This is a genomic window from Sphingobium sp. (assembly GCF_032153725.1).
In the GTDB taxonomy this organism is placed as follows: domain Bacteria; phylum Pseudomonadota; class Alphaproteobacteria; order Sphingomonadales; family Sphingomonadaceae; genus Sphingobium.
Window position 1 is genome coordinate 26,075 of record NZ_JALDYQ010000032.1, and the last position, 25,439, is coordinate 51,513.

The following is a 25,439-nucleotide window of genomic DNA, read 5'->3' on the forward strand; positions in this document are numbered from 1 at the left end:
GGATATCCGGGAAGCTAACTCAGCCGATCGATCGCTTCCATGTCCAGGCCGCCGGGAATGATCATGATCGGGCAGGGCAGCTTGCCCGCATCGGCGCCCGCGAAGTGGGAAACGAGGACGCCCGGATGGCCGCTGGCTGCGGCGCCCAGGACGAGGGCGGCGACGTCGTCCATTTCCTCCAGCGTGTGGCGAACGACCGTCACCGGATCGCCCTGGCGCACGGTGATGCTGGGGCGAATGCCGGATTCGTCCGTCAGCGTGCCCGCCGCGCTCGTCACCAATGCTTCGGCGCGTTGCAGCGCCTCATCCTCCATCGTGGCCTGAACGCCGCCCCATTGGACGAATTCGGCAGGCGGGATCAGGGCGAGGATGCGGACGGTACCCCCCGTTTTGGCGGCCCGCCGGGCAGCGAAACGCAGCGCGGTTTCCGCCTCCGCCGATTCGTCCACGACAACCAGATATGTCCGCATTTCGTGCGTCCTTCGAAATTCGAAAGCCCTGCATGGGGGCGCCAAAGCTGGTTGAACGAACCCATGTGGTTCGCCGTGAACCGGTCTGGTGAAATGTGGCGGATTATTGGGGCTGGCGCAAGGCTTGGCCTTGACCGTTTCGGCCAAAGCGTCAAAACGAACCTCATTGCCCCGCCCGATAAAAATGAGAGGCCGTCCACCCATGAGCAAAACGATCCAGATGCCCGCCCTTTCTCCAACCATGGAAGAAGGGACGCTGGCGAAGTGGCTGGTGAAGGAGGGCGATACGGTTTCGTCCGGAGATCTGCTCGCCGAGATCGAAACCGACAAGGCGACGATGGAATTCGAAGCCGTCGATGAAGGCGTCGTCGCGAAGATACTGGTTGCCGAAGGCTCCGAAGGGGTGAAGGTCGGCACCGTCATCGCGATCATCGCGGAAGAGGGCGAGGATGTGTCGGAAGCCGCAAAGGGTGGCGCTGCTCCCAAGGCGGCGGCTGCGCCCAAGGCAGATCCCGTCCCCGCCAAGGCGGAAGCGCCCGCGCCGGCCGCTGCTGTGGTCAAGGCTGATCCGGTGCCCGCAAAGGCCGCCGACAGCCGCGTGAAGGCCAGCCCGCTCGCGCGCCGTCTGGCGGAGGCGAAGGGGATCGATCTTGCCGCCGTGGCTGGTTCCGGTCCGCAGGGCCGCATCGTCAAGGCCGATCTGGACGGCGCCGCGCCGGTGGCGAAGGCTGCCGCTCCGGTTCAGGCTGCCGCTCCGGCTCAGGCGGCTGCGCCAGCGCCCGCCGCCGCGCCGGTGGCCGCGCAGGATTTCGGCATTCCGCACGAGGTCGTCAAGCTTTCGGGCATGCGCAAGACCATCGCCCGCCGCCTGACCGAATCCAAGCAGCAGGTGCCGCACATCTATCTGACCGTCGACGTGCGACTGGACAAGCTGCTGAAGCTCCGTGGGGAATTGAACGCGGGTCTGGCTTCGCGCAATGTCAAGCTGTCGGTCAACGACCTGTTGATCAAGGCGCTGGGCGTGGCGCTGGTCCAGGTGCCGGAGTGCAATGTGCAGTTCGCCGGCGACCAGATGCTTGCATTCAAGCGGGCCGACATCAGCGTCGCCGTGTCGATCCCCGGCGGCCTCATCACCCCGATCGTCACGGGCGCGGACGGCAAGGGCGTTGCCGCGATTTCGACCGAGATGAAGGACCTGGCCAATCGTGCCAAGGACGGCAAGCTGAAGCCGGAGGAATATCAGGGCGGCACCGCCTCGCTCTCCAACATGGGCATGTTCGGCATCAAGCAGTTCGAAGCCGTCATCAATCCGCCGCAGGGCATGATCCTGGCGATCGGCGCGGGCGAGAAGCGTCCCTTCGTCATCGATGACTCGCTCCAGATCGCGACCGTCATGTCGGCCACCGGCAGCTTTGATCACCGCGCCATCGATGGAGCCGACGGTGCCCGTCTGATGAAGGCCTTCAGGGAACTGGTCGAAAATCCGATCGGCATGCTGGCCTGATGCCCAAGGTCGACGAATTGCCGCCGGATCAAAGTCCGGCGGTGCGTGTCATCGCCATGCCCGCCGACACCAATCCCTATGGGGATATTTTCGGCGGCTGGCTGATGAGCCTGATGGATTCGGCTGCCGGTTCGGTTGCGGCCCGCTACGGCAAGGGCAGAGCCGTGACCATCGCGGTTGAAGGCATGACATTCCTGCGCCCCGTCGTCGTGGGCGATGAGGTGTCGGTGTTCGCCACGCTGAAATCCGTCGGGCGCACGTCGATGCATATTGCCGTCGAGGCCTGGCGCCGCGCGCGTCACGACGACAGATCCTATCGCGTGACCCAGGCGACCTTTACCTTCGTGGCGATCGGAGAGGATCGCCAGCCCCGTTCCGTCCCGCCTTTCACTCATCCGGCGGCGTGACCTTCCTGCACAGAAGAAAGAGTTACCATGGCTGAGAATTACGATGTCATCGTTCTGGGTTCCGGCCCCGGCGGCTATGTTGCCGCGATCCGTGCTGCCCAGCTGGGCCTGAAGACCGCCATTGTCGAGCGCGAGAATCTGGGCGGCATCTGTTTGAACTGGGGCTGCATCCCGACCAAGGCGCTGCTGCGTTCGGCGGAAATTTTCCACTATATGCAGCATGCCAAGGATTATGGTCTGGCGGCCGAGAAGATCAGCGCCGATATCGAGGCGGTGGTGAAGCGATCGCGCGGCGTCGCCAAGCAGCTCAATCAGGGCGTCACGCACCTGATGAAGAAGAACAAGATCGCCGTTCACATGGGCGACGGCAAGCTGATAGCGAAGGGCAAGCTCAGCGTCACCAAGGACGGCAAGGTAGAGGAACTGACGGCGAAGCATATCATCATCGCGACCGGCGCCCGCGCCCGCGACCTGCCGCAGCTCAAGGCCGACGGCAAGCGCGTGTGGACCTATCGCCATGCCATGACCCCGCCGGAAATGCCGACCAAATTGCTGGTCATCGGATCGGGCGCGATCGGCATTGAGTTCGCCAGCTTCTACAACGACATGGGCGCTGACGTCACCGTGGTCGAGATGATGGACCGCATCGTGCCGGTCGAGGATGCGGACGTCTCCGCCTTCCTTGAAAAGGCGGTGAAGAAGCAGGGCATGACCGTTCTGACCGGCGCGAAGATCGAGAAGATCGCGGCCAGCGACAAGGGCGTGACCGCGACGATCAAGGACAAGAGCGGCAAGGACAGCACCGCCGAATATAGCCATGTGATCGTCGCCATCGGTATCGTCCCCAATGTCGAGAATCTGGGGCTGGAAGATGTCGGGATCGAGCCGGACCAGCGTTACCACATCAAGACGGACGCCTATGGCCGCACCAATGTCGACGGCTTCTGGGCGATCGGTGACGTCACCGCGCCGCCATGGCTGGCGCACAAGGCGAGCCATGAAGGCGTCATCGTCGCGGAAGCCATCGCGCAGGCGCTGGGCAACAAGGATGTGCATCCCCACGCCATGGACGTGCGCAACATTCCGGGCTGCACTTATTGCCATCCGCAGATCGCTTCGGTCGGCCTGACCGAAGCCAAGGCGAAGGAAGCGGGATATGAGGTGAAGGTCGGCATGTTCCCCTTCATCGGCAATGGCAAGGCGATCGCGCTGGGCGAGGCGGAAGGCTTCACCAAGACCGTGTTCGATGCAAAGACCGGTGAGCTGCTGGGCGCCCATATGATCGGCGCGGAAGTGACCGAGATGATTCAGGGCTTCACCGTCGGCAAGACGCTGGAGACGACGGAGGCGGAGCTGATGCATACGGTCTTCCCGCATCCGACCATTTCGGAATCGATGCATGAAAGCGTGCTGGCCGCTTATGGGCGCGCGCTTCATATCTGATCGGCGCAGCCGTCAGGCAACAGGCGCGGGGGCTTTTGCCCTCGCGCTTTTTTGCGTTCTGGGGATCGCGCTGGTCCAGCGTCAGGGCGGACTGGATATGATCAATATCCGGATCATGACGGCTGCCGGGCATCTGCGCGAAGGGGATGGGGGCCGTCTGTTCACACCCGTCATGCTGGGCGCGTCGGCGGTGGGAGGAACGGTCGGACGCCTTGCCCTGCTTGCCCTCGTCGTCATGGGCCTGTGCCGGCGGGGCCGCTGGGCGCAGGCGCGATGGCTGCTCGCGACCGCGTTGTCGGGCATGCTGCTCAACCTGGCCCTGAAACAGCTGTTCGCGGCGCCCCGGCCGGACCTGCTGCCGCATCTCGACATCGTGGACAGCTACAGCTTTCCCAGCGGGCATGCGGCGCAAAACATGATATTCTTCGGCGCGCTGTCGTTGCTGGCCGGGATGCGTGGCGGCTATATCGCGGCAGCTGTCATGATTGCGCTGATCGGGGTTAGCCGCGTGTGGCTGGGCGTGCATTGGCCGAGCGACGTGCTGGCTGGATGGGTCGAGGGCCTGGGCTGGCTGGCGTTTTGCGCCGCCTGGCTACCAGCGCGGGGAGGGAAGCAGGAGGGCGCGCATCAGGCTTTGATGCGGAGGCATTCCGTCCGTGGTGATGAAGCCGTGAACCCAGAAGCTGTCGAAAACAGTGATGGCGGCGATCAGTAGCAACAGTGAAGCGGCCCCCGCGAAGAGAAAACGGGCGCCCCGCACCGGCGCGGCAGGCATGAGCGCCATCAGGGCCAGCGGAAGGAGAGGCAGGAAGTAACGGCCCTGCGTCCCTTGAATATAATCCGCGCCGAGCGGCGTGCCGGTGAGATACATGGCGGTTTCGATCAGCAGCGCGACGCCCGCGACGACAGCGAGCCACCAAAGCCTTTGGCCCAGGGAAAAGCGCATCGTGGAGCCGCTGAACATCGCCCCGCCCAGCATCAGCAGCGCCAGCGGATAGGCGAGCAGCGGCAACAATATGGCGTTCCAGCCGAAGCGGCCGATGATCTGAAGCGCGTAGACAGGCGCGCGTTCGATGACGCTGGCTGCCAGAATCCGGGAATAGCCCATGGGATCATGAAGGATCACCGCCAGTTGTTGGCCGAGCGGCGCGGTCATGACCGTCTCGCCCGTCTTGCGCGACGCGATGTGGTAGAGCGCCTGGCTGCCGCCGGACAGCTTCATCCAGAGGAGGAAGGCCAGCGCGCCGCCGGCCATGGCGGCAATCATCGCCAGGGGGCGAAGATCGCGGCGGCTTGCCGGCCAGCGCAAACCGGCGGCCATCAGGGGCAGATAGACGCCTTTGGCCAGCGCCAGCAGCGGCGCCGTCAGGCCTAGCGCAAGGCCGCGCCTGACCGTCCATCCCATGAAGCCGATGCGCAGGGCCAGAGCGAGGCCGAGAAACCCCATCCCGTTGATGACCGCATCGGGTGACAGCGATCCGCTCTGATAACTGAAAGTCGGCAGCAGGGCCGTGCCGAGCATGGCATTCCGGCCGAAGGGCAAAAGGCCGAGCGCCAGCCCGAGCATGGCCAGCGCGAACAGGCCATTGGCGATACGGCCGCTGTAAAAGGCACCGAGCCGCGGCAATCCCAGGCTGTTGCCGACGGTCAGGCCCAGGGCGCCGGGAGCGTAAAGCGTGGGCGCGTAATTCGCCACATTGGGGAAATCGGCAAAACGGCGCTGCTCGGCATGGGGGGTGTCGGCCCGCCATGCTTCACGCAGCATTGCGCCGTCGAACAGGCGCGGAACGGACGACGCACCGGTCGGAAAATGGTCATCATGCAGGGCGATGGCGGCGCGGGGAAGCTCTGCGCCGATCATGGCATTGCGTTGCGCGGTCAGGATTCGGCCTTCGGAAAGCAGCAGCGCCTTCATATAATGCTGATTTTCGTCGGGTGCCTGGAAGGGTGGCGTGACGCAGGCAAAGAACAGGGTGGCGATGAAGATCAGCGCATAGAGCAGCGTTTCGAAGCGCGTCCATGGCATGGCCGCTGTCGTGCGATGCGACCGTGCCCATAATCCACCCCCAGCCGGCATCGAGATTCAGGCCTCTTCCTCGATTTCGCGCTCTGCCGGTGGGTGGAGACGCAGGCGGGTGACGCGGCGGCCGTCGCTGGCCAGGATTTCGAGTTTCCAGCCGCTTTGTTCATGTTCGATGATTTCGCCCGGTCCCGGCACGCGGCCCGCAATCACGAAGGCCAGGCCACCGAGCGTGTCGACATCTTCCTCGATCTCCGCCAGCTTCGCGTCGATTTCCTTGGCGACGTCGTCCAGCTCGGCACGGGCATCGGCTTCCCAGAGGCCGCCTTCCAGCGGCACGAGCATCGCCTCCGGTTCCTCGTCATGCTCGTCCTCGACTTCTCCGACGATTTCCTCGACCAGATCCTCGAAAGTGAGCAGGCCTTCGGTGCCCGAATATTCGTCCAGCACGATGGCGAGATGGGTGCGCTTCGCGCGCATTTCCGCGAGCAGGTCAAGCGCGCCCATGCTTTCGGGCACATAGAGCGGCTGGCGGATCAGCGGATCCAGCGTGTCGGGCACCGGCGCCTTGCCCGCGAGGATCGCAAAGGCGTCCCGGATGTGGATCATGCCGACGATGGTGTCGAGATTGTCGCGATAGACGGGAATGCGGCTGTGCCCGGCTTCCGCGAACAAGGCGGCGAGATCGGCAAAGCTTGCCTTTTCCTCGATCGCGACGATGTCCGCGCGGGGAACGGCGACATCATCGACCGTATGTTCGGAAAAATGGAGGAGATTGCGGACCATCTGACGCTCGATCACCGACAGGTCGCCCTTGGCAGGAGGAGACGCGCGCTCGTCCTGCTCATCCTCATCATATTCGTCGAGCGCATCCTCCAGCTCGCGGCGGAGGCTGTGGCTTTCTTCCTCGCCAAAGAGCAGCGATTTCAGGCCGCTCCATAAACCGCCTTCGCTGCTACTGTCCGATTCCTTGGAACCGTTGCCGTCCTTCGGACTGCCTTCAGCCATTTTACTTCCTGTTCCCCTGTTTCAGAGCCTGGACCTACCGATCCCCATAAGGATCGGAAATGCCGAGGCTGATCAGCGATTGCGTCTCAAGAGCCTCCATCGCTTCGGCCTCCGCGTCCTCCATATGATCATATCCCAGCAAATGGAAAGTCCCATGAATGATGAGATGGGTCGCATGGTCCGCGATGGAGATGCCCTTTTCTACGGCTTCGGCGGCGCAGACCCCCTCGGCCAGCACGATATCCCCCAATATGACTTCGCCATCGTCGGTATTGGCGGTGGTTTCCAGCAGGTCGGACTGCACCATCGGGAAGGACAGGACGTTGGTTGGCTTGTCCTTGTCCCGATAGGCGCGGTTGAGCTGGTGCACTTCCTCATCGGTGGTGAGTTTGACCGCGACCTCGTACAGCGTCTCGTCCGTGGCGAAACTGGCATAGGGGCTGTGCGTGATCGCCGAAACGACGGCCCGCTGGGCAAGCAATTCCCAATCAGCATCGGGCCAGCCCTGTTCGTGGAGGACCGCGACTTCAATCATTCAGAGAACTCCACGAAACGACAGGATTCAGGCATCCGGGCCCTCATAGGCCTGAACGATGCGTCCGACGACCGGGTGGCGGACGACGTCGCTGATGCCGAAGGGCACGACGGATATGCCGTCCACGCCTTCGAGGCGGGCGACGGCATCGGCCAGGCCCGAAATACCCGGTTGCGGCAGGTCGACCTGGCGCGGGTCGCCGCAAATGACCATGCGGCTGCCTTCGCCGAAGCGGGTGAGGAACATCTTCATCTGCGCGACGGTGGTGTTCTGCGCTTCGTCCAGGACGATGAAGGCGTTGGACAGCGTTCGGCCACGCATGAAGGCGAGGGGGGCGATTTCAATCTCGCCGGATGCGATGCGGCGTTCGACCTGCTCGGCGGGGAGCGTGTCGTACAGCGCGTCGTAGATCGGGCGGAGATAGGGGTCGACCTTCTCCTTCATGTCGCCGGGCAGGAAGCCCAGCCGCTCGCCCGCTTCGACGGCGGGGCGGGAGAGGATCAGGCGGTCGACGCTGCCGGTGATGAGCTGGCTCACCGCCTGCGCGACGGCCAGATAGGTCTTGCCGGTGCCTGCGGGCCCAAGCGCGAAGATGATGTCGTTGCGGGTGAGCGCTTCCATATAGGTCACCTGCGTCGCGGAGCGCGGGACGATGGTTTTCTTGCGCGTGCGGATCATCACCTTGGGCGGTTCGGCCACGTCATGGCGGATGATGCCGTCGAGCGTGGGTTCGGCGGACATGGCGATGACGGCTTCGACTGCGCCGGCGTCGATTTCCTGCCCGGCGACGATGCGGTTGTAGAGGCCGGTCATGACATCGCGGGCGCGGGCGGCGGCTTCGGCCTCGCCCTCGATCTGGAGCTTGTTGCCGCGCGCCGCGATATAGACGCCGAGGCGGTTTTCGATGGCCACCAGATTCTGGTCATATTGGCCGAAGAGGGCGCCGAGCAGGTGCGGGCGGTCGAAGGTGACTTCGAGACGGGCGCGTTCGGCGACTTCGGCGCGGTGGTTCTGGTTCGGTTTCTTCGACATTCAGCAGCCTCCCTTTCCCATGATCATAGCCGTGCGATCGGCTATCCATCTCCTCCTCATTGAGCCTGGCGGACAGGTTCGGAGATGGGTTCCCGTTGTCACGGGAACGACTGGTTTTGGGTTCAAGCGGCCTTCCTCCTGCTGGGCTGCCCGGCCAGACTGTTCGGACCGGCGCTGATGATGTCGACTTCGACCATGTCACCGATGGAAAGTTCCGGCGCGGTGACATGGACGGACTGGAGCCATGGGGTCTTGCCGATCAGCTGGCCGGGATGGCGGCCCTTGCGTTCGAGCAGGATATTCGTGGCACGACCGACGGTGGCCGCGTTGAATTCGACCTGATGGCGGTTGATCAGGGCCTGAAGGCGGGCGAGGCGTTCGTCCATCACCTCGGCCGGGATCTGGTGGTCCATGTCGGCGGCGGGCGTGCCGGGACGCGAGCTATATTTGAAGCTGTAGCATTGAGCGTAGCGGACCTGCTCGACGATTTTCAGCGTATCCTCGAACTCGGCGTCGGTTTCGCCGGGGAAGCCGACGATGAAGTCGCCTGAGAGCGCGATGTCGGGGCGCGCTTCGCGGACGCGTTCGATGATGCGGAGGTAGCTGTCGGCGCTGTGGCTGCGGTTCATCGCTTTCAGGATGCGGTTATTGCCCGACTGCACCGGCAGATGGAGGAAGGGCATCAGCTTGGGTTCGTCGCCATGCGCGGCGATCAGGCCGTCGCTCATGTCATTGGGATGGCTGGTGGTGTAGCGGATGCGTTTCAGGGCATCGATCTTCGCCAGTTCGCGAACCAGGCCGTCCATGCCCTGCATCCGGCCCCTGTCGTCCTCGCCCGTCCAGGCATTGACGTTCTGGCCGAGCAGCGTGATCTCCCGCACGCCGCCGTCGACAAGCGCTTTGGCTTCATCGAGGATGGCGGTCCAGCCGCGGCTGATTTCCGCGCCGCGCGTATAGGGCACCACGCAATAGGTGCAGAATTTGTCGCAGCCTTCCATGATCGTCAGGAAAGCGGTGGGCCGTGCCTGCTTCGTGCGGGCGGGCAGGGCGCCGAATTTGGAGGCGAGCGGCATGTCGGTATCGACCGCCGCCTCGCCGCGACCGGCCTTTTCGATCAGGTCCGGCAGGCGGTGATAGGCCTGCGGGCCCACGACGACGTCGACATTGCGGGCGCGGCGCTGGATTTCGCCGCCCTCCGCCTGCGCGACGCAGCCCGCGACGGCGATCATGGGGCGGCTGCCGTCCTCCCGGGTCATGCGGCCGATGTCGGAATAAACCTTGTCCACCGCCTTTTCGCGGATATGGCAGGTGTTGAGGATGACGAGGTCCGCCTCGGCGCCCTCGGCAGCGGCGGTCATGCCCCGCTCGCCCAGCATTTCAGCCATGCGTTCGCCATCATAGACGTTCATCTGGCAGCCGAAGGATTTGACGTGGAATGTCGCTGGAGTCTTTTGGGCGTCGTTACGATTCATGCGGTCCAGCTATACAGGGCGTGGCGGCGGAGTGAAAGCTTGCGATGCTGGCGGCGATCCTTTCCTGCGTCATCGCCGCCAGGACCTTGCGATCCGGGCAGATTGCCGGGTCGAACGGCTCCAGAAAGCGCAGCGTGACGTCCAGCGGGCCCTTGCGTTCCATCAGCCTTTTGACATTGGCGCCCGCCGGTTCGTTGCTGTGCCAGCTGATTTCCGCGGTCGCCGCGCCATAATCGATATGGACCGGCTGGATTCGCACGGAACGGGGCGGTGGCAGAAGGACGGACAGCAGGGAAGGCTTGAAGGGCAGCAGCCCCGTGCCGTCGCTGGTCGTGCCTTCGGGGAACAGGGCGATCGGCTGATGTCCGGCAAGCGCCGTGCGCAGCGCATCGAGCTGGCCCGACAGCGCGCCGCGCCGGTTGCGGGTGACGAACAGCGTGTTGTTCTGCGCGGCCAGCCAACCGATGAGGGGCCAGCCGGCTATGCCATCATGCGCGACGAAGGCGGTGCCGGTCGCGCCGCCCAACGCCAATATGTCGACCCAGCTGACATGATTGGCGATGATGAAGCTGTCACCCTGAAAAGGATGCCCCTCGATCCGCACGCGCGCGCCGACGGAATGTGCCGCCAGCCCCAGAAAATGCCGGGGCCAGGGTGAGCGCTGCCGGGCGGCGCGCCAGATCAGATGCGGGATCAGGCAGAGAAGCAGGCTGGCAGCCAGCGCCCCGGTGCGCGTGATGCGGCGGACTCTGCCCAACTTGCCTCAGCTCTTGCGGTCGAGCGCGACGCCGTACAATTCCATGCGATGGTCGACCAGGCGGAAGCCCAGCTTTTCGGCGATCTGCTTCTGAAGCTGTTCCAGTTCGGGATCGACAAATTCGATGACGTTGCCGGTTTCGACATCGATCAGATGGTCATGATGGGATTCGGGCGCCGCCTCGTACCGGGCGCGGCCGTCACCGAAATCGTGGCGATCCAAAATGCCCGCCTCTTCGAACAGGCGGACGGTGCGATAGACGGTGGCGATGGAAATGCCCGGATCGATCGCGGAGGAGCGGCGGTGCAGTTCCTCCACGTCCGGATGGTCGTTGGCGTCGCTCAACACCTGGGCAATGACGCGGCGCTGTTCGGTGATGCGCAGGCCCTTTTCGTGGCAAAGGGCTTCGACGTCGATCTTGCGGTTCATGCAGGCTCACTTGGCTGAGATTTGCGGTAGGTCGGCAAGAGCCTAGCGGCTTTTGTCCTAGTATAAAAGGGGCGCGCGGCGAGCGCACCCCTTTGCATGGGCTTTTGCCTGCGGGTCGCGGGCTTATTTGGCGGGGCGCACGCGGCGGCGCTTGGTGCCCAGGCCAATTTTCTTCGCGAGGCTGCGGCGCTGTTCGGCATAATTGGGGGCGACCATCGGATAGTCGGCGGGCAATCCCCATTTGGCGCGATAATCGTCCGGCGTCATCTGATAATGGGTCATCAGATGGCGCTTGAGCATCTTCAGCTTTTTGCCGTCTTCCAGGCAGATGATGTAATCGGGCTTGATCGAGGAACGCACCGACACGGCAGGTTCGGGCTTCACTTCCGGCACAGCGGCGGGCGTCGCCAGACCGGAAAGCGCGGCATGCACATTCTGGATCAGGGTAGATACGTCAGAGACGGCGACGCTATTGTTAGAGACATGGGCCGCAACAATGTCCGACGTCAAAGTAATGAGCAATTCGCTCTGTGCCGATTCGATTTCCATTTCTTTTCCCTGCGAAGGCTATTGATTGTGCGACCCGCCCGAGGAAAATCATTTCAAGAGCGGTATGGGTCAGCTATACCCATGGTTTCTGTTTGGCAAGGGTAGATTTAAATCATCCAAGCATATCGATACGAAAGCTTAGCGCATCGTGAAGTTGTCCGTCGTTGCCGCGATAGTAACCGGGGCGACGATGTACATATTCGAACCCGGCTTTTTCATACAGCCCTATCGCTGTATTGGATGCCCTGACTTCCAGATTCATCGACGTGATGCCCCGTCTGCGCGCCGTCCTGAGGCTGTCGAGCAGCAGCGCCTTTCCAATGCCCCGGCCGCGCCATGGCGGACTGACGGCCAGCAGCAGCAGTTCGCATTCGTCGAGCACCGAGCGGACCAGGGCGAAACCCAGCGCCGCCGCATCGATCCGGGCGATGGTGATCCAGGTGCCCGGCATCGTCATCACGCCGGCAAGCTGGGGCAATGTCCAGGCTTCCCCGAAAGCCGGGTCGAAAGCCTGTACCATGACGTCCATCGCGTCGCTCATCGCTATGCGTTCGCCCTCGTCATAAGTGTCGAGGGTAAGGCCCGGGATCATGATGGGGCGTGTTCCGCCATCGGGCGCGCATCGGCGTCGCGGCAGTAGATGGGGGAGGGAGGAAGCGCCGGGAGGCCGGCGATCAGCGGATAATCCGCCGCATCGGGATAGAGGTTGACCGCAATGCCATGGCCGCGCGCCGTTACCAGCGCTTCGGCGCCGGTGCCGAAAAGCATCGGATGATCGAGCCGCTCCGCCAGCGCCGCGATCGGCGTGGAGGCTGGCATGGTGAGCGGCGCCAGCCCATCCGCGGAGAAGCTTTGCCAGAACAGTTCGCCATGGCCGCCGGTGATGGTGACGGCCAGAGCCTCACCCTCATGGCCGGCTGCCGCCATGGCGGCGATCAGGCTCAGCGCGCCATAACCGTGCAGCGGGACGCCCCAGGCCAGCGCCAGCGCGCGGGCAGCAGCTATGCCGATGCGGACGCCGGTGAAGCTGCCGGGCCCCACATCGACGGCGATCGCGTCGGCCTTTCCCCCATCGGGCATGGACGCGATGGCAGGCAGCAGCGCCTCTGCATGACCCCGGCCGACGATCTGGTGAAAATGTCCGATCGGCGCGCCATCATCGAGCAGGGCCACGGATAGCGCCTGTGTCGCGGTATCGATGACCAATATGCGCAAAGAAGACCCCTGTGGACGGCGAGCCGCCCGATGCGACGCCCAGATCAGCGGTTAGTCGATCAGGATCGATTTGCCAATTGGTCCTTCGCTCAGACGGCGCGAACCTCTGTCACTTCGGGAACATAATGTTTCAGCAGCTGTTCGATCCCGTTTTTCAGCGTCGCGGTGGAGGAAGGACAGCCCGAACAGGCGCCCTGCATGCGCAGATAGACCGTACCCTTGTCGAAGCCGCGATAGATGATGTCGCCGCCGTCATTGGCCACCGCCGGCCGGACGCGCGTGTCGATCAGTTCGCGGATCTGCGCGATGATTTCGGCGTCTTCGGGATCGTCGGCAAATTCCTCCTCCGGCACGAAGATCTCGCCGGCGGAACCCGGCGTGAACAGCGGCATGTTGGCGGAGAAATGGTCCAGCAGGATCGAGAGGATGTCGGGTTTTACATCGATCCATTGCGCGCCCGGCGCGATCGTCACGGAAATGAAGTCGCCGCCGAAGAACACGCCGGTCACGTCGCCCAGGCCGAAGAGCGCGGACGCCAGGGGAGAGGCTTCGGCCTCCTCCGGCGTGGCGAAATCGCGGGTGCCCATGCCCATGACCACGCGGCCGGGGATGAACTTGACGGTGGCCGGGTTGGGCGTTGCTTCAGTCTCGATCAACATGCCCGCTATGTGGAGAGAAGGCTGCGCAAGATCAAGCTTTCGTGCTAAATTGCATGTCGGAGCTTCGTTTGCCGCCGTCGATTGAGTCCCGCGGGAGATCGAATGGAGAGAGAAGATGACCAATGAGTCCGACATCCGCCATCGTTTCTGGACAGAGCTGTCGCAGAGTCCGTTCGTGATGATCGGGCTGCAGGGATCGCATGACCATAGCATGCCGATGACGGCGCAACTCGATCCCGGCGCGAATCATTGCTTCTGGTTCTATACGACGCGGGAAAACCGGCTGGCGGCTGGGGGGGCGGCGATGGCGCAGTTCGCCGCCAAGGGGCATTTCCTGTTCGCCTGCATCGACGGCACGCTGGTCGAGGAAACGGACCCGGCTGTCATCGATCGCTATTGGACCCATGACGTGGCCAGCTGGTATCCGCACGGGCGGCAGGACCCGCATTTGCTGATGCTGCGCTTCGATCTGGGGCGGGCGGAAATCTGGCGCGCGGACATGTCGCTGGGCGGCATGTTCCGGCAGATGTTCGGGGGCGACGTGCGGGGTGAGATGCGCGGGAAGCATGTGGAAGTGACACTTTAGGATCAGGGAGAGGAGTAGGAAGCCCTGCTGCCGGTGCAGTCACCCCCTTGCTTTTTCTTGTCATCCCCGTCATATGCGCTGCAGCGCAGCAGGTGGGCATTATCCCCATATAGCGATTGGCAGCGTGATCGCTCCGGCCGACAGGCATTGGAGCCGGCCAATGAAAGTCTGCGTCGAGCTTTGAGGCTTCCCCTTTCACGCGGGTCGTTTCGTAACCCGCCTTGCGTCCCGGCCATGCCGGAAGGCGCCCGGGCTGATTTGTGAGTTTCATTCATGCAATTTACCGACCTTGGCCTTGCCGAGCCGATTCTGAAAGCGCTCGCCGCCAAGAAATATGGTTCGCCCACGCCTATTCAGGCGCAGGCCATTCCCATGCTGCTCAAAGGCAAGGACCTGTGCGGCATCGCCCAGACGGGCACCGGCAAGACGGCGGCTTTCGCCCTGCCGAGCCTTGACCATTTCGCCCGCAATCCTAAGCCGACTCCGCTTCAGGGCTGTCGCATGCTGGTGCTGTCGCCCACGCGCGAGCTGGCCGCGCAGATCGCGCAGAGCTTCCGCGACTATGGACGTTTCCTGAAGCTGTCCGTCGAAGTCGTGTTCGGCGGCGTGCCGATCAACCGGCAGATCCGGGCGCTGGGGCGCGGCGTCGACATCGTGGTCGCGACCCCGGGGCGTCTGCTCGACCTGATCGATCAGCGGGCCTTCACCATCAAGGATACCGAGATTTTCGTCCTGGACGAAGCCGACCAGATGATGGACATGGGCTTCATCCATCCGTTGAAGCGGATCGCCAAGCTGCTTCCCAGGGAGCGGCAGAACCTGTTCTTCTCCGCCACCATGCCGAGCGAGATCGAGGCATTGGCCGCGCAGTTCCTGCACGATCCGGTCAAGGTCAGCGTCGCGCCGCAGTCCACCACGGCGGAGCGGGTGCGTCAGCAGGCAACCTTCGTCAACCAGATGGAAAAGCAGGCGCTGCTGAACCTGATGATCAGGAGCGAGGATATCGACCGCGCGCTGATCTTCACCCGGACCAAGCATGGCGCCGATCGTGTCGTGCGTTTTCTGGAAGGCGCGGGGATCCAGGCTGTCGCCATTCACGGCAACAAGAGCCAGGGGCAGCGGACCGCCGCCTTGCAGGCGTTCCGTCATGGCCATGTGAAGCTGTTGGTCGCGACCGATATCGCTGCGCGCGGGATCGACGTTTCGGGTGTTTCGCACGTCATCAATTTCGAACTGCCCAATGTGCCGGAGCAATATGTCCACCGCATCGGTCGGACGGCACGCGCCGGGGCGGAAGGCGTCGCGATCAGCTTCGAGGCGGATGATGAGCGGCCCTATCAGAAGGCGAACGAGCGGACGACCAAGATGAAGCTCGACATATTGCCGCTGCCCGACAATTTCGTGGAGGCGGTGCGCAATCTTCCCAAGGCCGCGCCGCAACGCAAGGGGCATGAGCAGACGCCGGAACAGAAGACAAGGCGCGCCGAAGGGCAGCGCCGCTATCAGGACCAGCAGAAGCAGCAGCCGCGTGGCAATGCCGAACGGGCCCATCGGCCTGAGGGGGAGGCCGCCAAGCCCGCGAAGAAGAATTTCCGGCGTCGGCGTGGTGGAAGCGGCGTTGGCGCGCATAAGGGCGCCGTGCAGAAGACCGGCGGGCGGTAAGCCTTTTCCCAACGAATGACGGGAAGGACGGGGCGGTTCGTTCCCGTCCTTCTCTTTGTCAGTGGTTATTCAGGAAAATCTCTTTAGGCTGCGCGGCCATGAGCTTTTCCTTCCGGCGTTCCGCCGCTTCGCTGTCCGTTCTTGCTTTGCTGCTTTCGGGAGTTGCCGCGCCTCTGGTCGCGAAGACGGGGACTGCTGCCACGCCGGTCGCGCCTGGTTCGACACAGGCGCAGGTCCGCCCCTGGCTTTATGAAAATAGCGATGTGCCGATCGATCCGGCGTGGCGCTTTGGCGAGCTGTCCAACGGACTGCGCTATGCGATCCGGCGCAACGGCGTGCCGCCGGGGCAGGTTTCGGTGCGGCTGCGCATCGATGCCGGGTCGCTGATGGAGCAGCCCGACGAGCTGGGTTACGCGCATTTCATGGAGCATCTGACGTTCAGAGGCTCCCGCCATGTGCCTGACGGTGAGTCCAAACGCATCTGGCAGCGGCTGGGTGTGACCTTCGGCAGCGACAGCAATGCGCAGACGACGCCGACCGGGACGACCTATGCGCTCGACCTGCCGCAGGCGACGCAGGCCAGCCTTGGGGAGAGCCTGAAGATCCTCGCCGGGATGATGGTCGATCCCAATATCGTGGATAGCGCCGTCAACGCTGAACGGGCCGTGGTGCTGGCGGAAAAGCGCGAGGGCGATGGGCCTCAGATGCGGATTTCCGATGCCACGCGCAGGCATTTCTTCGCGGGGCAGCCCCTGGCCGATCATAGCCCCATCGGCACGGTGGCGACGCTGAACGCCGTGTCGGCCGCGAAGATGGAGGCATTCCACCAGCGCTGGTATCGCCCGGAAAATGCGGTGATCTCGATTGCGGGCGATATCGATCCGGCCATGGCCGAGCAGCTGATCAAGGATAATTTCGCGTCCTGGATGGTGTCGAGCAAGGGCGCGCCGCTGCCGGACTTTGGCGAGCCCGACGCCAAGGCGCCGGCGACCAGGGTGACGGTGGAATCGGGCGCGCCGACCGGCCTCACCATGGCCTGGCTGCGCCCATGGAAGCCGCATGCCGACACCATCGTCTATAATCAGGACAAGCTGACGGACATGCTGGCCCTCCAGATCATCAGTCGGCGGCTGGAGCAGGCGGCGCGCAGCGGCGGCAGTTTCCTTCAGGCGAGCGTGGATCAGCAGGATGTCAGCCGTTCGGCCGATGGCACCTTCGTCACCATCGTGCCCACCGGCGAGAATTGGGAAAAGGCGTTGGGGGATGTTCGCGCCATCATAGAGGACGCGAAGGCCGCTCCGCCGAGCCAGCAGGAAATCGACCGCGAATATGCGCAGATGGACACGGCGCTCGCGATCCAGGTCGAAAATGCCGATACGGAAGCAGGCGCGAAACAGGCGAGCGATCTGGTGAGCGCGGTCGATATCCGCGAAACCACGGTCAGCCCGCAGGCTGCGCTCGACATCTTCCGATCGGGCAAGCCGGGGATGACGCCGCAGAAGATACTGGATTCGACGCGGCGGCTGTTCTCCGCGGGCGTGTTTCGGGCGCATCTGATCACGGGCAGGGTGCAGCCGGGCGTGGACGCGAAGCTTGCTGCCGCTGTCGCGGCGCCGGTCAAGGCGGCAACCAACGCGCGGTTGGGAGACAAGGTGGTCACCATGGCCGATCTTCCCCGGTTGGGCGCGCCGGGCGGGGTCGTGTCGCGCACGCCGGTCGGCCTGCCGGGGATGGAGAGCATCGTCTTTTCCAACGGCGTGAAGCTGACCCTCTTCGCCAATGATGCCGAGACGGAGAAGGTGCGCATCAATGTCCGCTTCGGCCATGGCCAGCAGGCCTTTTCACCGACCAGGCCGGCGCCCGGATGGGCCGCCGACTACGCGCTGGTGGCCAGCGGCATCGGAAAACTGGGGCAGCGGGAGCTGGATGACCTGACCAACGGCCGGCGCATGGGGATGGACTTTTCCATCGATGACGATGCGTTTGAATTGCAGGCGGTAACGCGACCGGCGGATTATAAGGACCAGTTGCAGCTTTTCGCGACCAAGCTGTTCGCGCCCGGATGGGACCCCGCGCCCATCGCGCGGGTCAAGACAGGCGCCGGAGTCGCTTACGACGCCATGGAACGGGCGCCCGATTCCGTGTTGGCGCGCGATCTCAACTGGCTTCTGCATGATAAGGATGTGCGTTTCCGGACGCCGTCGCGCGCGGAAATCGACGGGCTGACGCCGCAGGCCTTCCGCGCGACATGGGAGCCGCTGCTGGCCTCCGGGCCGATCGAGATCCAGATTTTCGGGCAAGTGAAGGCTGATGACGCCATTGCCGCCGTGGCGGCGACCTTCGGCGCTTTGCCGTCACGGCGCGATGTGCCGGTTCCGCCGGCGAACAGGGTCATGCGCTTCCCCGCCCATGTCGAAGCGCCGGTGGTGCTGCGGCACAAGGGCGACAGGGAGCAGGCGGCGGCGGTGATGGCCTGGCCGACGGCGGGCGGCTTTGCGCTGACGAAGGAGGCGCGGCAGCTGGAAATCCTGACGCAGATCTTCAACGATCGCCTGTTCGACAAGCTGCGGTCGACCGAGGGAGCAGCCTATTCGCCCAGCGTCCAGAACAACTGGCCTTTTTCCTATGACAGCGGCGGCTACATATTGGTGACGAGCCAGGTGCGGCCGGATCGGGTCAATTATTTCTACGGCGTGGTGAAGGATACGGCGGCCGACCTCGCCAGAAATCCGGTGACCGAGGATGAATTGCAGCGCGCCGTTGCACCGATGCGGCAATTGCTGATGCGCGCGGGGACGGGCAACGCCTTCTGGATGAACCAGATGGAGGGCGCGACCCATGATCCGCGTTATGTGCAGGCGATGCAGACCATGGCGCAGGACATGCTGACCGTCACGCCTGCCGATCTTCAGGCATTGGCGGCGAAATATCTGATACCGGGCAAAAGCTGGTCGGCGGTCGTCCTGCCTGAAGGCGTCGCCGCTCGTTAGCGACGCCGGAGGGACGAAGGGCGGCTCAATCCATCGATCGCAAGGCGGCAACGATCATGGAGGCTGCACGCTTTGCCGTTCGCTGCGCGCTGATCGCGGGCACCGACAGGCTGCGGTGGCCCAGGCCGAACAGGCATGCCAGGATGACTTCCTCGGCGCCTTTCAGGGCCTCACCCGACAGGGCGGGATTGGCGACGCAGGCAAAAGCACCCAGCGACTTGCGCAGACGCGCGCACATGTCGGCGATGGTGCCGCCAACCCGCGCGTTGCGGAATCCTTCTGCAAGAATGTCGAAGTACAAGGCTTCGTGCGGGTTATCCATCATCTCCAGCAGCAACAGTTCGAAGGTCTGTTCGATGCTGATCTCCCCCGCGTTGAGTCGGGCTTGCAGGCTCAGGATGATGGCTTCGCGGTCGTGCGCGTCACTCGCCACTATGGCTTCGATGATATCTTCCTTGCCCTTGAACAGGCGATAAATCTGCCCCACCGACACCTGGGCGGCCGACGCCAGTTCCGCCATTGCGCTCTGGTGGAAACCATGGGCGGCGAACAGGTCGCGCGCGGCATTCAATATGCGGTTGCGGGCAGTTTGTTCATGTTGCGGTGCAGCCAAATATCGTCCCCCGGCATTTTTTTACTCTTGAACAAATAGTGACATGTTCCTACCTGCGACGCAAGCGGAATGAACGTTCATTCCGGCGGACTTCACTTAACGGAACGGAGCATCGGCCGATGCAAAAGGGGATATTCGTCGGACTGCTCGCCTGTGCGTCGGTTGTCGCGCTGAGCGGCTGCGGGCAGCAACGGCAGGCAGCGCCTCCACCTCCCACGGTCGGGGTGGTCACGGTGAAGATCGAGGCGGCGCCCCTGATCACGGAACTGCCGGGGCGCATTGCCGCAATGGAAACCGCCGAAGTGCGGCCCCAGATCAACGGCATCATCCGGCGCCGCCTGTTTGCTGAGGGCGCCTTGGTAGAAGCCGGTCAGAGCCTCTACGAGATTGAGGATGCGCCTTATCGCGCGGCGCTGGGACAGGCGCAGGGGGCGTTGGCACGTGCGCAGGCATCGATCCGCGCAACGGGATTGCAGGCCCAGCGCTACCGGGAGCTGGTCGGCATCAATGCGGTCAGCAGGCAGGAGGCTGACAATGCAGACGCCTCCGCCCAGCAGGCGCGCGCGGATGTTGCGGCGCAGCGGGCGGCGGTGCGCGCGGCGCAGGTGAACCAGGATTTCACGCGTATCCGGGCGCCGATTTCAGGCCGTATCGGCCGTTCCCTGTTCACGCCGGGCGCTCTGGTCCAGGCAGGGCAGTCGGACGCGCTGGCAACGATCCAGCGAACCGACATGGTCTATGTCGACGTCACCCAATCCGCAGCGCAGATCATCGATCTCAAGCAGGCGATGAAGGCGGGCGGCGTCAGCGCAGCAGGCGGCGCGCGCGTGCGATTGTCGCTGCCCAACGGCAGCCTTTATCCGATCGAAGGGCGGCTGCAATTTTCGGAAGTGACGGTCGATCCGGGTTCGGGGGCCGTGACCCTGCGCGCCACCTTCGCCAATCCGGACGGCCTGTTGCTGCCGGGCATGTATGTTCGCGCGACGCTGGTCGAGGGGCAGCGCACGCAGGCGATATTGGCGCCGCAGCAGGGCATAACCCGCGATGCGCGGGGCCGGGCGACCGCCATGGTGATCGGCGCGGGCAACAAGGTCGAGCTGCGCCAGGTCGAAACCGATCGGGCCGTCGGAGACAGATGGATCGTCACCAGCGGGCTGAAAGCGGGTGACCGGCTGATCGTCGAGGGACTGGTCAATCTGCGTCCCGGAACCGTGGTGCGGCCGGGCGGGCCGCAGCAGGTGACGGCGCAGCGGGCGGGGAAATAAGCCATGGCCCGTTATTTCATCGACCGGCCCATCTTCGCATGGGTCATCGCCATCGTCATCATGCTGGCCGGCCTGCTGGCGATACGTTCATTGGCCGTGGCCCAGTTTCCGGAGATCGCGCCGCCCGCGGTGACGATTTCCGCCAGCTATCCGGGCGCCAATGCCGCAACGCTGGAAAGCACGACCACGCAGATCATCGAGCAGCAGCTCAAGGGCATCGACAATCTGCGCTATTTCTCCTCCAGCAGCGATTCCGCGGGCAATCTGACCATCACCCTGACCTTCGAGCAGGGCACCGACGCCGATATCGCGCAGGTGCAGGTGCAGAACAAGCTGGCGCAGGCGACGCCCCTGCTGCCGCAGGAAGTGCAGCAGCAGGGGCTGCGCGTCACCAAGTCGACCTCCACCTTCCTGATGGTCATGGCGGTCTATGCCGATGACGGCGTTCATGACCAACAGGACGCGGGCGATTTCATCGCGTCGACGTTGCAAGACCCGATCAGCCGGGTGAATGGCGTGGGCGATACCCAGCTTCTGGGGGCGCAATATGCCATGCGCATCTGGCTGGACCCTTATAAGATGGCAAATCTGGGCGTCACCACCGGGGACGTGAAATCAGCCATCCGGACCCAGAATGCGCAGGTTTCGGCAGGCCAGATCGGCGGCACGCCTTCCCCCACCGGACAGGCGCTGAATGCCACGGTGACGGCGCAGTCGCGTCTGAAGACGCCGGAAGAGTTCCGCCGGATCAGGCTGCGCAGCAATGGCGACGGATCGGTGGTCTACCTGTCGGACGTCGCGCGGGTCGAACTGGGCGCGGAAAGCTACAGTTTCGGCGCGAAATTCAATGGCCATCCCGCCGCCGGTTTCGGCATCAAGCTGGCACCGGGCGCCAATGCGCTGGATACCGTCGAAAGCGTCAAGAGCCGCATCGATGAGCTGTCCGGGACCTTCCCGGCGTGGGTCAAATATGATTTTCCGGTCGACAATTCCACCTTCGTGAAGCTGTCGGTCGAACAGGTCATCCATACCCTGTTCGAAGCGATCCTGCTGGTCTTCGTGGTGATGTTCCTGTTCCTGCAAAACTGGCGTGCCACGCTGATCCCGACCATTGCCGTGCCGGTGGTGCTGCTGGGGTCGTTCGCGATCCTGCATGCGGCCGGTTTCACCATCAACACGCTGACGCTGTTCGGCATGGTGCTGGCCATCGGCCTGCTGGTCGATGACGCGATCGTGGTGGTCGAAAATGTCGAGCGCATCATCCAGGAAGAAGGCCTCAGCCCCAGGGAAGCAGCGAAAAAGTCCATGGACGAGATCAGCGGCGCGCTGATCGGCATCGGTCTGGTGCTGTCGGCGGTGTTCCTGCCCATGGCCTTCTTCGGCGGGTCGACCGGCGTGATCTTCCGCCAGTTCTCCATCACCATCGTTTCGTCCATGGTGCTGTCGGTTCTGGTTGCCCTTATCCTGACCCCGGCGCTCTGCGCGACGATCCTTCAGCCCAAGGGGCACAGCCATATCTGGACGGGCTTTTTCGGCTCGCGCTTCGGCCGGTTCTTCGACTGGTTCAATCGCACCTTCGACCGCAATGTCGTGCGCTATGGTGAAACGGTGGAGAAGGTCGAGCGGCGTTGGGGCCGGACGATGCTGGTCTATGGGCTGATCGTGGTCGGCATGGGGCTGATCTTCCTGCGCCTGCCGGGCGGCTTCCTTCCCGATGAGGATCAGGGGATCATCATCAATCAGGTGTCGCTGCCTGCCGGTTCGACGCTGGAGGAAACCGAGCGGACGCTGGCCAGGGTGCGTGACCATTATCTGGTCGATGAGAAGAAGAATGCCGCCGCCGTCTTCACCATTTCCGGTTTCGGTTTCGTGGGACAGGGGCAAAATGTCGGCATCGTCTTTGCCCGCATGAAGGACTGGTCGGAACGCAAGGGCGCCGAGAACAGGGTGTCTGCCATTGCCCTGCGGGCCAATGCCGCCTTCCGGAAGATTTCCGCCGGAATGGCGATCGCCTTCGTGCCGCCCGCCGTGCAGGAATTGGGCAATGCGACCGGTTTCGACTTCCAGCTCGTGGACCGGGGTGGGCTGGGCCATGAAAAGATGCTGGAGGCGCGCAACAAGTTGTTGGGGATGGCGATGGCCGACAGGCGATTGGCGCAGGTTCGGCCCAACGGACTGGAAGATACGCCGCAGCTCAAACTGAACGTCGATCAGGCGGCGGCCGGAGCGTTGGGCATCGCGCAGTCCGACGTCAATGACGCGATCAGCACCGCGATGGGCAGTGTGTATGTCAATGATTTCATCGACCGTGACCGGGTGAAGCGCGTTTATGTACAGTCCGACGCGCCCTTTCGCACCACGCCGGATTCGATCGGGGCACTGCATGTGCGCGGCAGTTCGGGCGTGATGGCGCCGATCTCCTCCTTTGCGACGACCGAATGGATCAATGGCCCGGCCAAGCTGGAGCGCTTCAACGGCGTGCCGTCGATGCAGATCATGGGTGCTCCTGCGCCGGGCGTGTCGACCGGAGAGGCGATGAAGGCGATGGAGGAAATGGCGGCCAGGCTGCCGGCGGGCGTCGGCCATGAATGGAACGGCATTTCCTATGAGGAAAACACCTCGGGCGGGCAGGCGCCGGCGCTTTATGCCCTGTCCATGCTGATCGTCTTCCTGTGCCTGGCCGCGCTGTATGAAAGCTGGTCGGTGCCGATCGCGGTGATGCTGGTGGTGCCGCTGGGCGTGTTCGGCGCCGTGATTGCGGCGTCTTTGGCGGGGCTCAACAACGATATCTATTTGCAGGTAGGCCTGATCACGACCATCGGCGTGTCCGCCAAGAACGCGATCCTGATCGTCGAATTTGCCGAGGAAAGGATGCGCGAGGGCCTCTCGCCCGCCCGGGCGGCGCTGGAGGCAGGCAAGCTGCGCCTGCGGCCGATCCTGATGACCAGCTTCGCCTTCATCTTCGGCGTGCTGCCGCTGGCCGTGGCGAAGGGTGCAGGGGCGGGCGGTCAGAACGCGATCGGCTGGGCCGTTGTTGGCGGCATGTTGTCTGCCACCATTCTCGCCATCTTCTTTGTGCCGGTCTTCTTCACCGTGGTGAAGCGGCTGTTTCGCGAACAGCACGGCAAGGCAGGCGAAATTGAGGGCAGCGTTGCGCTGACGCCCCGAGAGGCATGAGGATCATGAACAAGATCAAGCTCTTTCACGCTGTTGCCCTGACCCTGACACTTGCTGCGTGCGACATGGCGCCCAAATATGTGCGACCCGCGCTGCCCGTGCCGGAGGCCAGTCCACAGGGTCCGGCCTATGCCGGAGAGGGTGGGCAGGCGATCGTTGCGGCGGATACGGCATGGAAGGATTTCTTCATCGATCCTCGCCTAGTCCGGGTGATCGGGACATCGCTTGGCAATAATCGCGACCTGCGCGTGGCGCTCGCCCGTATAGGGCAGGCGCGGGCGCAATATAAGGTGCAGCGGGCGGACATGTTTCCAGCCCTTGACGCCAGTGGAAGCGCGACCTTCCAGGATCAACCCTTCGCGCAGCAGGGTGCGTCGGGGCGTTCGGATATTTACGCGGCTTCGGCCGGGGTGTCCGCCTGGGAAATCGACCTGTTCGGCCGGGTGCGCAATTTGACCACGGCGGCGCAGGAGCAATATTTCGCTTCGGTGGAGAACCGCAACGCCGCGCAGACCGCCTTGATCGCCGAGGTTGCCAATGCATGGCTCGCCATGGCGGCGGATCAGGAGCGGTTGAAGATCGCGCGTGATCTGGAACAGACCTTCGGCCGGACGCTGGACCTCACCAGGGCGCGCTTTGCCAGGGGGATCGCATCGGAACTGGAGGTCCGTCAGGCGCAAACCAGCCATGATCAGGCACGTTCCGATATTGCCCAGGCGACGACATTGGTGGCGCAGGACCAGAATGCGCTGAACCTGCTGGCCGGAGCGACGGTGCCGGCTGAAGATCTGCCGACCGCAATGCCGGATGGGGATGTGACGCTGGCCAATCTGCCCAGCGACCTGCCTTCCACGGCATTGTTGCGGCGGCCGGATATCATGGCGGCAGAGCATCAGTTGTTGGCGGCTAATGCCAATATCGGAGCGGCGCGGGCGGCCTTTTTCCCGAAAATCTCGTTGACGGCGGCGTTCGGGACGATGAGCCTTGGTCTTTCCAATCTGTTCAAGTCGGGAAGCGATACATGGTCGGTGGCGCCTTCTGCCAGCCTGCCGATCTTCGATTTCGGGCGCAATCAGGGGAATCTTCGCTATGCGCGGGCAAATCATGATGCGATGGTCGCCACCTATGAGAAAAGCGTGCAGACCGGTTTTCGCGAGGTGGCCGATGCGCTGGCACGGCGGGGGACGATGACCGCGCAGTTGGAGGCGCAGACCTCTTTGCGGGATGCGGCGCGGGTCGGTTACCGGCTGTCGGAGGCCCGCTTCCGGGCGGGAGTGGACGGTTTCCTGACCACGCTGGATTCGCAGCGGACGCTTTACAATGCAGAACAGAGCCTGTTGGCGACGCGGCTGACGCGGGCGACGAACATGGTCGAACTGTATCGTGCCATGGGCGGTGGCCTCAGATAATCTTTGACCGCAAGGGGCGGGAAGGCATCCTTGCCCATCATCCCTATGCTTGCGCCATCAGATGGTGGAAAGGAATGGGCATGAGCTACGCATATCGGACGATGGCGTCGCCCGTCGGTGAACTGACGCTGGTGGCGGGCGAGAAAGGGCTGACGGCGGTCCTGTGGGAAAATGATGATCCCAGAGTGATTTCGAGCCAGATGGCATCATCTGGCGGCTCGGAAATCACGGAAAACA

General features: G+C 63.7%; 22 protein-coding genes and 2 pseudogenes. 11 read left to right on the top strand and 13 right to left on the bottom strand.

The window, feature by feature from the left end:
- Positions 1-14: 14 nt before the first annotated feature.
- Positions 15-470, bottom strand: coding sequence for a universal stress protein (locus tag RUH75_RS12135; protein WP_313806206.1), 456 nt, complete (start codon positions 468-470; stop codon positions 15-17).
- A gap of 202 nt (positions 471-672) precedes the next feature.
- Here RUH75_RS12135 and RUH75_RS12140 point away from each other — a divergent pair, with 202 nt between their 5' ends.
- The 4 genes and pseudogenes from RUH75_RS12140 to RUH75_RS12155 form a co-directional block, all read left to right on the top strand.
- The gene (locus tag RUH75_RS12140) at positions 673-1,974 is read left to right on the top strand and encodes a pyruvate dehydrogenase complex dihydrolipoamide acetyltransferase (RefSeq protein WP_313806209.1); all 1,302 of its coding nucleotides are present in this window, start codon (positions 673-675) and stop codon (positions 1,972-1,974) included.
- The gene (locus RUH75_RS12145; RefSeq protein ID WP_313806211.1) at positions 1,974-2,381 is read left to right on the top strand and encodes an acyl-CoA thioesterase; all 408 of its coding nucleotides are present in this window, start codon (positions 1,974-1,976) and stop codon (positions 2,379-2,381) included. The genes RUH75_RS12140 and RUH75_RS12145 overlap by 1 nt, the downstream gene beginning before the upstream one ends.
- A 27-nt stretch (positions 2,382-2,408) precedes the next feature.
- The gene (gene lpdA / locus RUH75_RS12150; RefSeq protein WP_313806213.1) at positions 2,409-3,824 is read left to right on the top strand and encodes a dihydrolipoyl dehydrogenase; all 1,416 of its coding nucleotides are present in this window, start codon (positions 2,409-2,411) and stop codon (positions 3,822-3,824) included.
- Positions 3,825-4,125: 301 nt separating this feature from the next.
- Positions 4,126-4,368 (top strand): annotated as a pseudogene (locus RUH75_RS12155) (phosphatase PAP2 family protein); the annotation flags it as partial.
- Between the two features lie 48 nt (positions 4,369-4,416).
- Here the strand turns inward: RUH75_RS12155 and RUH75_RS12160 are convergent.
- The 11 genes from RUH75_RS12160 to RUH75_RS12210 form a co-directional block, all read right to left on the bottom strand.
- Entirely contained in the window at positions 4,417-5,850 is a 1,434-nt protein-coding gene (locus RUH75_RS12160; protein WP_313806215.1) for a DUF2142 domain-containing protein, read from the bottom strand.
- A gap of 57 nt (positions 5,851-5,907) precedes the next feature.
- Positions 5,908-6,852: a hemolysin family protein gene (locus RUH75_RS12165; RefSeq protein WP_313806217.1), complete on the bottom strand. Its 945-nt coding sequence runs from the start codon at positions 6,850-6,852 to the stop codon at positions 5,908-5,910.
- 34 nt (positions 6,853-6,886) lie between these two features.
- Positions 6,887-7,387, bottom strand: coding sequence for an rRNA maturation RNase YbeY (ybeY, locus tag RUH75_RS12170; protein WP_313806221.1), 501 nt, complete (start codon positions 7,385-7,387; stop codon positions 6,887-6,889).
- Between the two features lie 27 nt (positions 7,388-7,414).
- Positions 7,415-8,419, bottom strand: coding sequence for a PhoH family protein (locus RUH75_RS12175; protein ID WP_313806223.1), 1,005 nt, complete (start codon positions 8,417-8,419; stop codon positions 7,415-7,417).
- Between the two features lie 122 nt (positions 8,420-8,541).
- Complete coding sequence (gene miaB / locus RUH75_RS12180; protein ID WP_313806226.1) at positions 8,542-9,891, bottom strand: tRNA (N6-isopentenyl adenosine(37)-C2)-methylthiotransferase MiaB; 1,350 nt, start codon at positions 9,889-9,891, stop codon at positions 8,542-8,544.
- Positions 9,881-10,648 carry a lysophospholipid acyltransferase family protein gene (locus RUH75_RS12185; protein WP_313806227.1) on the bottom strand — a complete coding sequence of 256 codons (768 nt, stop codon included), beginning with the start codon at positions 10,646-10,648 and terminating at the stop codon, positions 9,881-9,883. The genes miaB and RUH75_RS12185 overlap by 11 nt, the downstream gene beginning before the upstream one ends.
- A gap of 6 nt (positions 10,649-10,654) precedes the next feature.
- Positions 10,655-11,077 carry a Fur family transcriptional regulator gene (locus RUH75_RS12190; RefSeq protein ID WP_313806228.1) on the bottom strand — a complete coding sequence of 141 codons (423 nt, stop codon included), beginning with the start codon at positions 11,075-11,077 and terminating at the stop codon, positions 10,655-10,657.
- A gap of 123 nt (positions 11,078-11,200) precedes the next feature.
- Complete coding sequence (locus tag RUH75_RS12195) at positions 11,201-11,626, bottom strand: MucR family transcriptional regulator (RefSeq protein WP_313806229.1); 426 nt, start codon at positions 11,624-11,626, stop codon at positions 11,201-11,203.
- A 112-nt stretch (positions 11,627-11,738) separates the two neighbouring features.
- Entirely contained in the window at positions 11,739-12,218 is a 480-nt protein-coding gene (locus RUH75_RS12200) for a GNAT family N-acetyltransferase (protein WP_313806230.1), read from the bottom strand.
- Positions 12,215-12,841, bottom strand: a complete 627-nt coding sequence (tsaB, locus tag RUH75_RS12205; RefSeq protein WP_313806231.1) for a tRNA (adenosine(37)-N6)-threonylcarbamoyltransferase complex dimerization subunit type 1 TsaB — start codon at positions 12,839-12,841, stop codon at positions 12,215-12,217. Before tsaB ends, RUH75_RS12200 begins: the two co-directional genes overlap by 4 nt.
- Before the next feature lie 89 nt (positions 12,842-12,930).
- Positions 12,931-13,500, bottom strand: coding sequence for a NifU family protein (locus tag RUH75_RS12210; RefSeq protein WP_313806232.1), 570 nt, complete (start codon positions 13,498-13,500; stop codon positions 12,931-12,933).
- A 115-nt stretch (positions 13,501-13,615) separates the two neighbouring features.
- Here RUH75_RS12210 and RUH75_RS12215 point away from each other — a divergent pair, with 115 nt between their 5' ends.
- The 3 genes from RUH75_RS12215 to RUH75_RS12225 all read left to right on the top strand — a co-directional run bounded on the left by RUH75_RS12215 (position 13,616) and on the right by RUH75_RS12225 (position 18,738).
- Entirely contained in the window at positions 13,616-14,086 is a 471-nt protein-coding gene (locus RUH75_RS12215) for a pyridoxamine 5'-phosphate oxidase family protein (protein WP_313806234.1), read from the top strand.
- Between the two features lie 273 nt (positions 14,087-14,359).
- The gene (locus tag RUH75_RS12220; RefSeq protein WP_313806236.1) at positions 14,360-15,748 is read left to right on the top strand and encodes a DEAD/DEAH box helicase; all 1,389 of its coding nucleotides are present in this window, start codon (positions 14,360-14,362) and stop codon (positions 15,746-15,748) included.
- A 98-nt stretch (positions 15,749-15,846) separates the two neighbouring features.
- Complete coding sequence (locus RUH75_RS12225) at positions 15,847-18,738, top strand: M16 family metallopeptidase (RefSeq protein WP_313806238.1); 2,892 nt, start codon at positions 15,847-15,849, stop codon at positions 18,736-18,738.
- A gap of 25 nt (positions 18,739-18,763) precedes the next feature.
- Here the strand turns inward: RUH75_RS12225 and RUH75_RS12230 are convergent, their stop codons facing one another.
- Positions 18,764-19,351 (bottom strand): helix-turn-helix domain-containing protein, encoded by a 588-nt coding sequence (locus RUH75_RS12230; RefSeq protein ID WP_313806240.1) that lies wholly within the window; start codon positions 19,349-19,351, stop codon positions 18,764-18,766.
- A 119-nt stretch (positions 19,352-19,470) separates the two neighbouring features.
- On the opposite strand from RUH75_RS12230, the gene RUH75_RS12235 reads away from it, so the two are divergent.
- The 4 genes and pseudogenes from RUH75_RS12235 to RUH75_RS12250 form a co-directional block, all read left to right on the top strand.
- A complete protein-coding gene (locus RUH75_RS12235; protein ID WP_313806242.1) occupies positions 19,471-20,616 on the top strand; it encodes an efflux RND transporter periplasmic adaptor subunit in 1,146 nt (381 codons plus the stop codon).
- Positions 20,617-20,619: 3 nt separating this feature from the next.
- Positions 20,620-23,793: an efflux RND transporter permease subunit gene (locus RUH75_RS12240; protein WP_313806244.1), complete on the top strand. Its 3,174-nt coding sequence runs from the start codon at positions 20,620-20,622 to the stop codon at positions 23,791-23,793.
- Between the two features lie 5 nt (positions 23,794-23,798).
- On the top strand, positions 23,799-25,202 hold the full coding sequence (locus tag RUH75_RS12245) for an efflux transporter outer membrane subunit (RefSeq protein ID WP_313806246.1): 1,404 nt from the start codon (positions 23,799-23,801) through the stop codon (positions 25,200-25,202).
- A gap of 80 nt (positions 25,203-25,282) precedes the next feature.
- Positions 25,283-25,439: pseudogene (locus RUH75_RS12250) on the top strand (hypothetical protein); the annotation flags it as partial.

Excerpts from the sequence above, each read along its gene's own strand:
- RUH75_RS12135 (WP_313806206.1), bottom strand. The coding sequence starts at position 470 with ATGCGGACATATCTGGTTGTCGTGGACGAATCGGCGGAGGCGGAAACC.
- RUH75_RS12140 (WP_313806209.1), top strand. The coding sequence starts at position 673 with ATGAGCAAAACGATCCAGATGCCCGCCCTTTCTCCAACCATGGAAGAA.
- RUH75_RS12145 (WP_313806211.1), top strand. The coding sequence starts at position 1,974 with ATGCCCAAGGTCGACGAATTGCCGCCGGATCAAAGTCCGGCGGTGCGT.
- lpdA (WP_313806213.1), top strand. The coding sequence starts at position 2,409 with ATGGCTGAGAATTACGATGTCATCGTTCTGGGTTCCGGCCCCGGCGGC.
- RUH75_RS12160 (WP_313806215.1), bottom strand. The coding sequence starts at position 5,850 with ATGCCATGGACGCGCTTCGAAACGCTGCTCTATGCGCTGATCTTCATC.
- RUH75_RS12165 (WP_313806217.1), bottom strand. The coding sequence starts at position 6,852 with ATGGCTGAAGGCAGTCCGAAGGACGGCAACGGTTCCAAGGAATCGGAC.
- ybeY (WP_313806221.1), bottom strand. The coding sequence starts at position 7,387 with ATGATTGAAGTCGCGGTCCTCCACGAACAGGGCTGGCCCGATGCTGAT.
- RUH75_RS12175 (WP_313806223.1), bottom strand. The coding sequence starts at position 8,419 with ATGTCGAAGAAACCGAACCAGAACCACCGCGCCGAAGTCGCCGAACGC.
- miaB (WP_313806226.1), bottom strand. The coding sequence starts at position 9,891 with ATGAATCGTAACGACGCCCAAAAGACTCCAGCGACATTCCACGTCAAA.
- RUH75_RS12190 (WP_313806228.1), bottom strand. The coding sequence starts at position 11,077 with ATGAACCGCAAGATCGACGTCGAAGCCCTTTGCCACGAAAAGGGCCTG.
- RUH75_RS12195 (WP_313806229.1), bottom strand. The coding sequence starts at position 11,626 with ATGGAAATCGAATCGGCACAGAGCGAATTGCTCATTACTTTGACGTCG.
- RUH75_RS12200 (WP_313806230.1), bottom strand. The coding sequence starts at position 12,218 with ATGATCCCGGGCCTTACCCTCGACACTTATGACGAGGGCGAACGCATA.
- RUH75_RS12210 (WP_313806232.1), bottom strand. The coding sequence starts at position 13,500 with ATGTTGATCGAGACTGAAGCAACGCCCAACCCGGCCACCGTCAAGTTC.
- RUH75_RS12215 (WP_313806234.1), top strand. The coding sequence starts at position 13,616 with ATGACCAATGAGTCCGACATCCGCCATCGTTTCTGGACAGAGCTGTCG.
- RUH75_RS12220 (WP_313806236.1), top strand. The coding sequence starts at position 14,360 with ATGCAATTTACCGACCTTGGCCTTGCCGAGCCGATTCTGAAAGCGCTC.
- RUH75_RS12225 (WP_313806238.1), top strand. The coding sequence starts at position 15,847 with ATGAGCTTTTCCTTCCGGCGTTCCGCCGCTTCGCTGTCCGTTCTTGCT.
- RUH75_RS12235 (WP_313806242.1), top strand. The coding sequence starts at position 19,471 with ATGCAAAAGGGGATATTCGTCGGACTGCTCGCCTGTGCGTCGGTTGTC.
- RUH75_RS12240 (WP_313806244.1), top strand. The coding sequence starts at position 20,620 with ATGGCCCGTTATTTCATCGACCGGCCCATCTTCGCATGGGTCATCGCC.
- RUH75_RS12245 (WP_313806246.1), top strand. The coding sequence starts at position 23,799 with ATGAACAAGATCAAGCTCTTTCACGCTGTTGCCCTGACCCTGACACTT.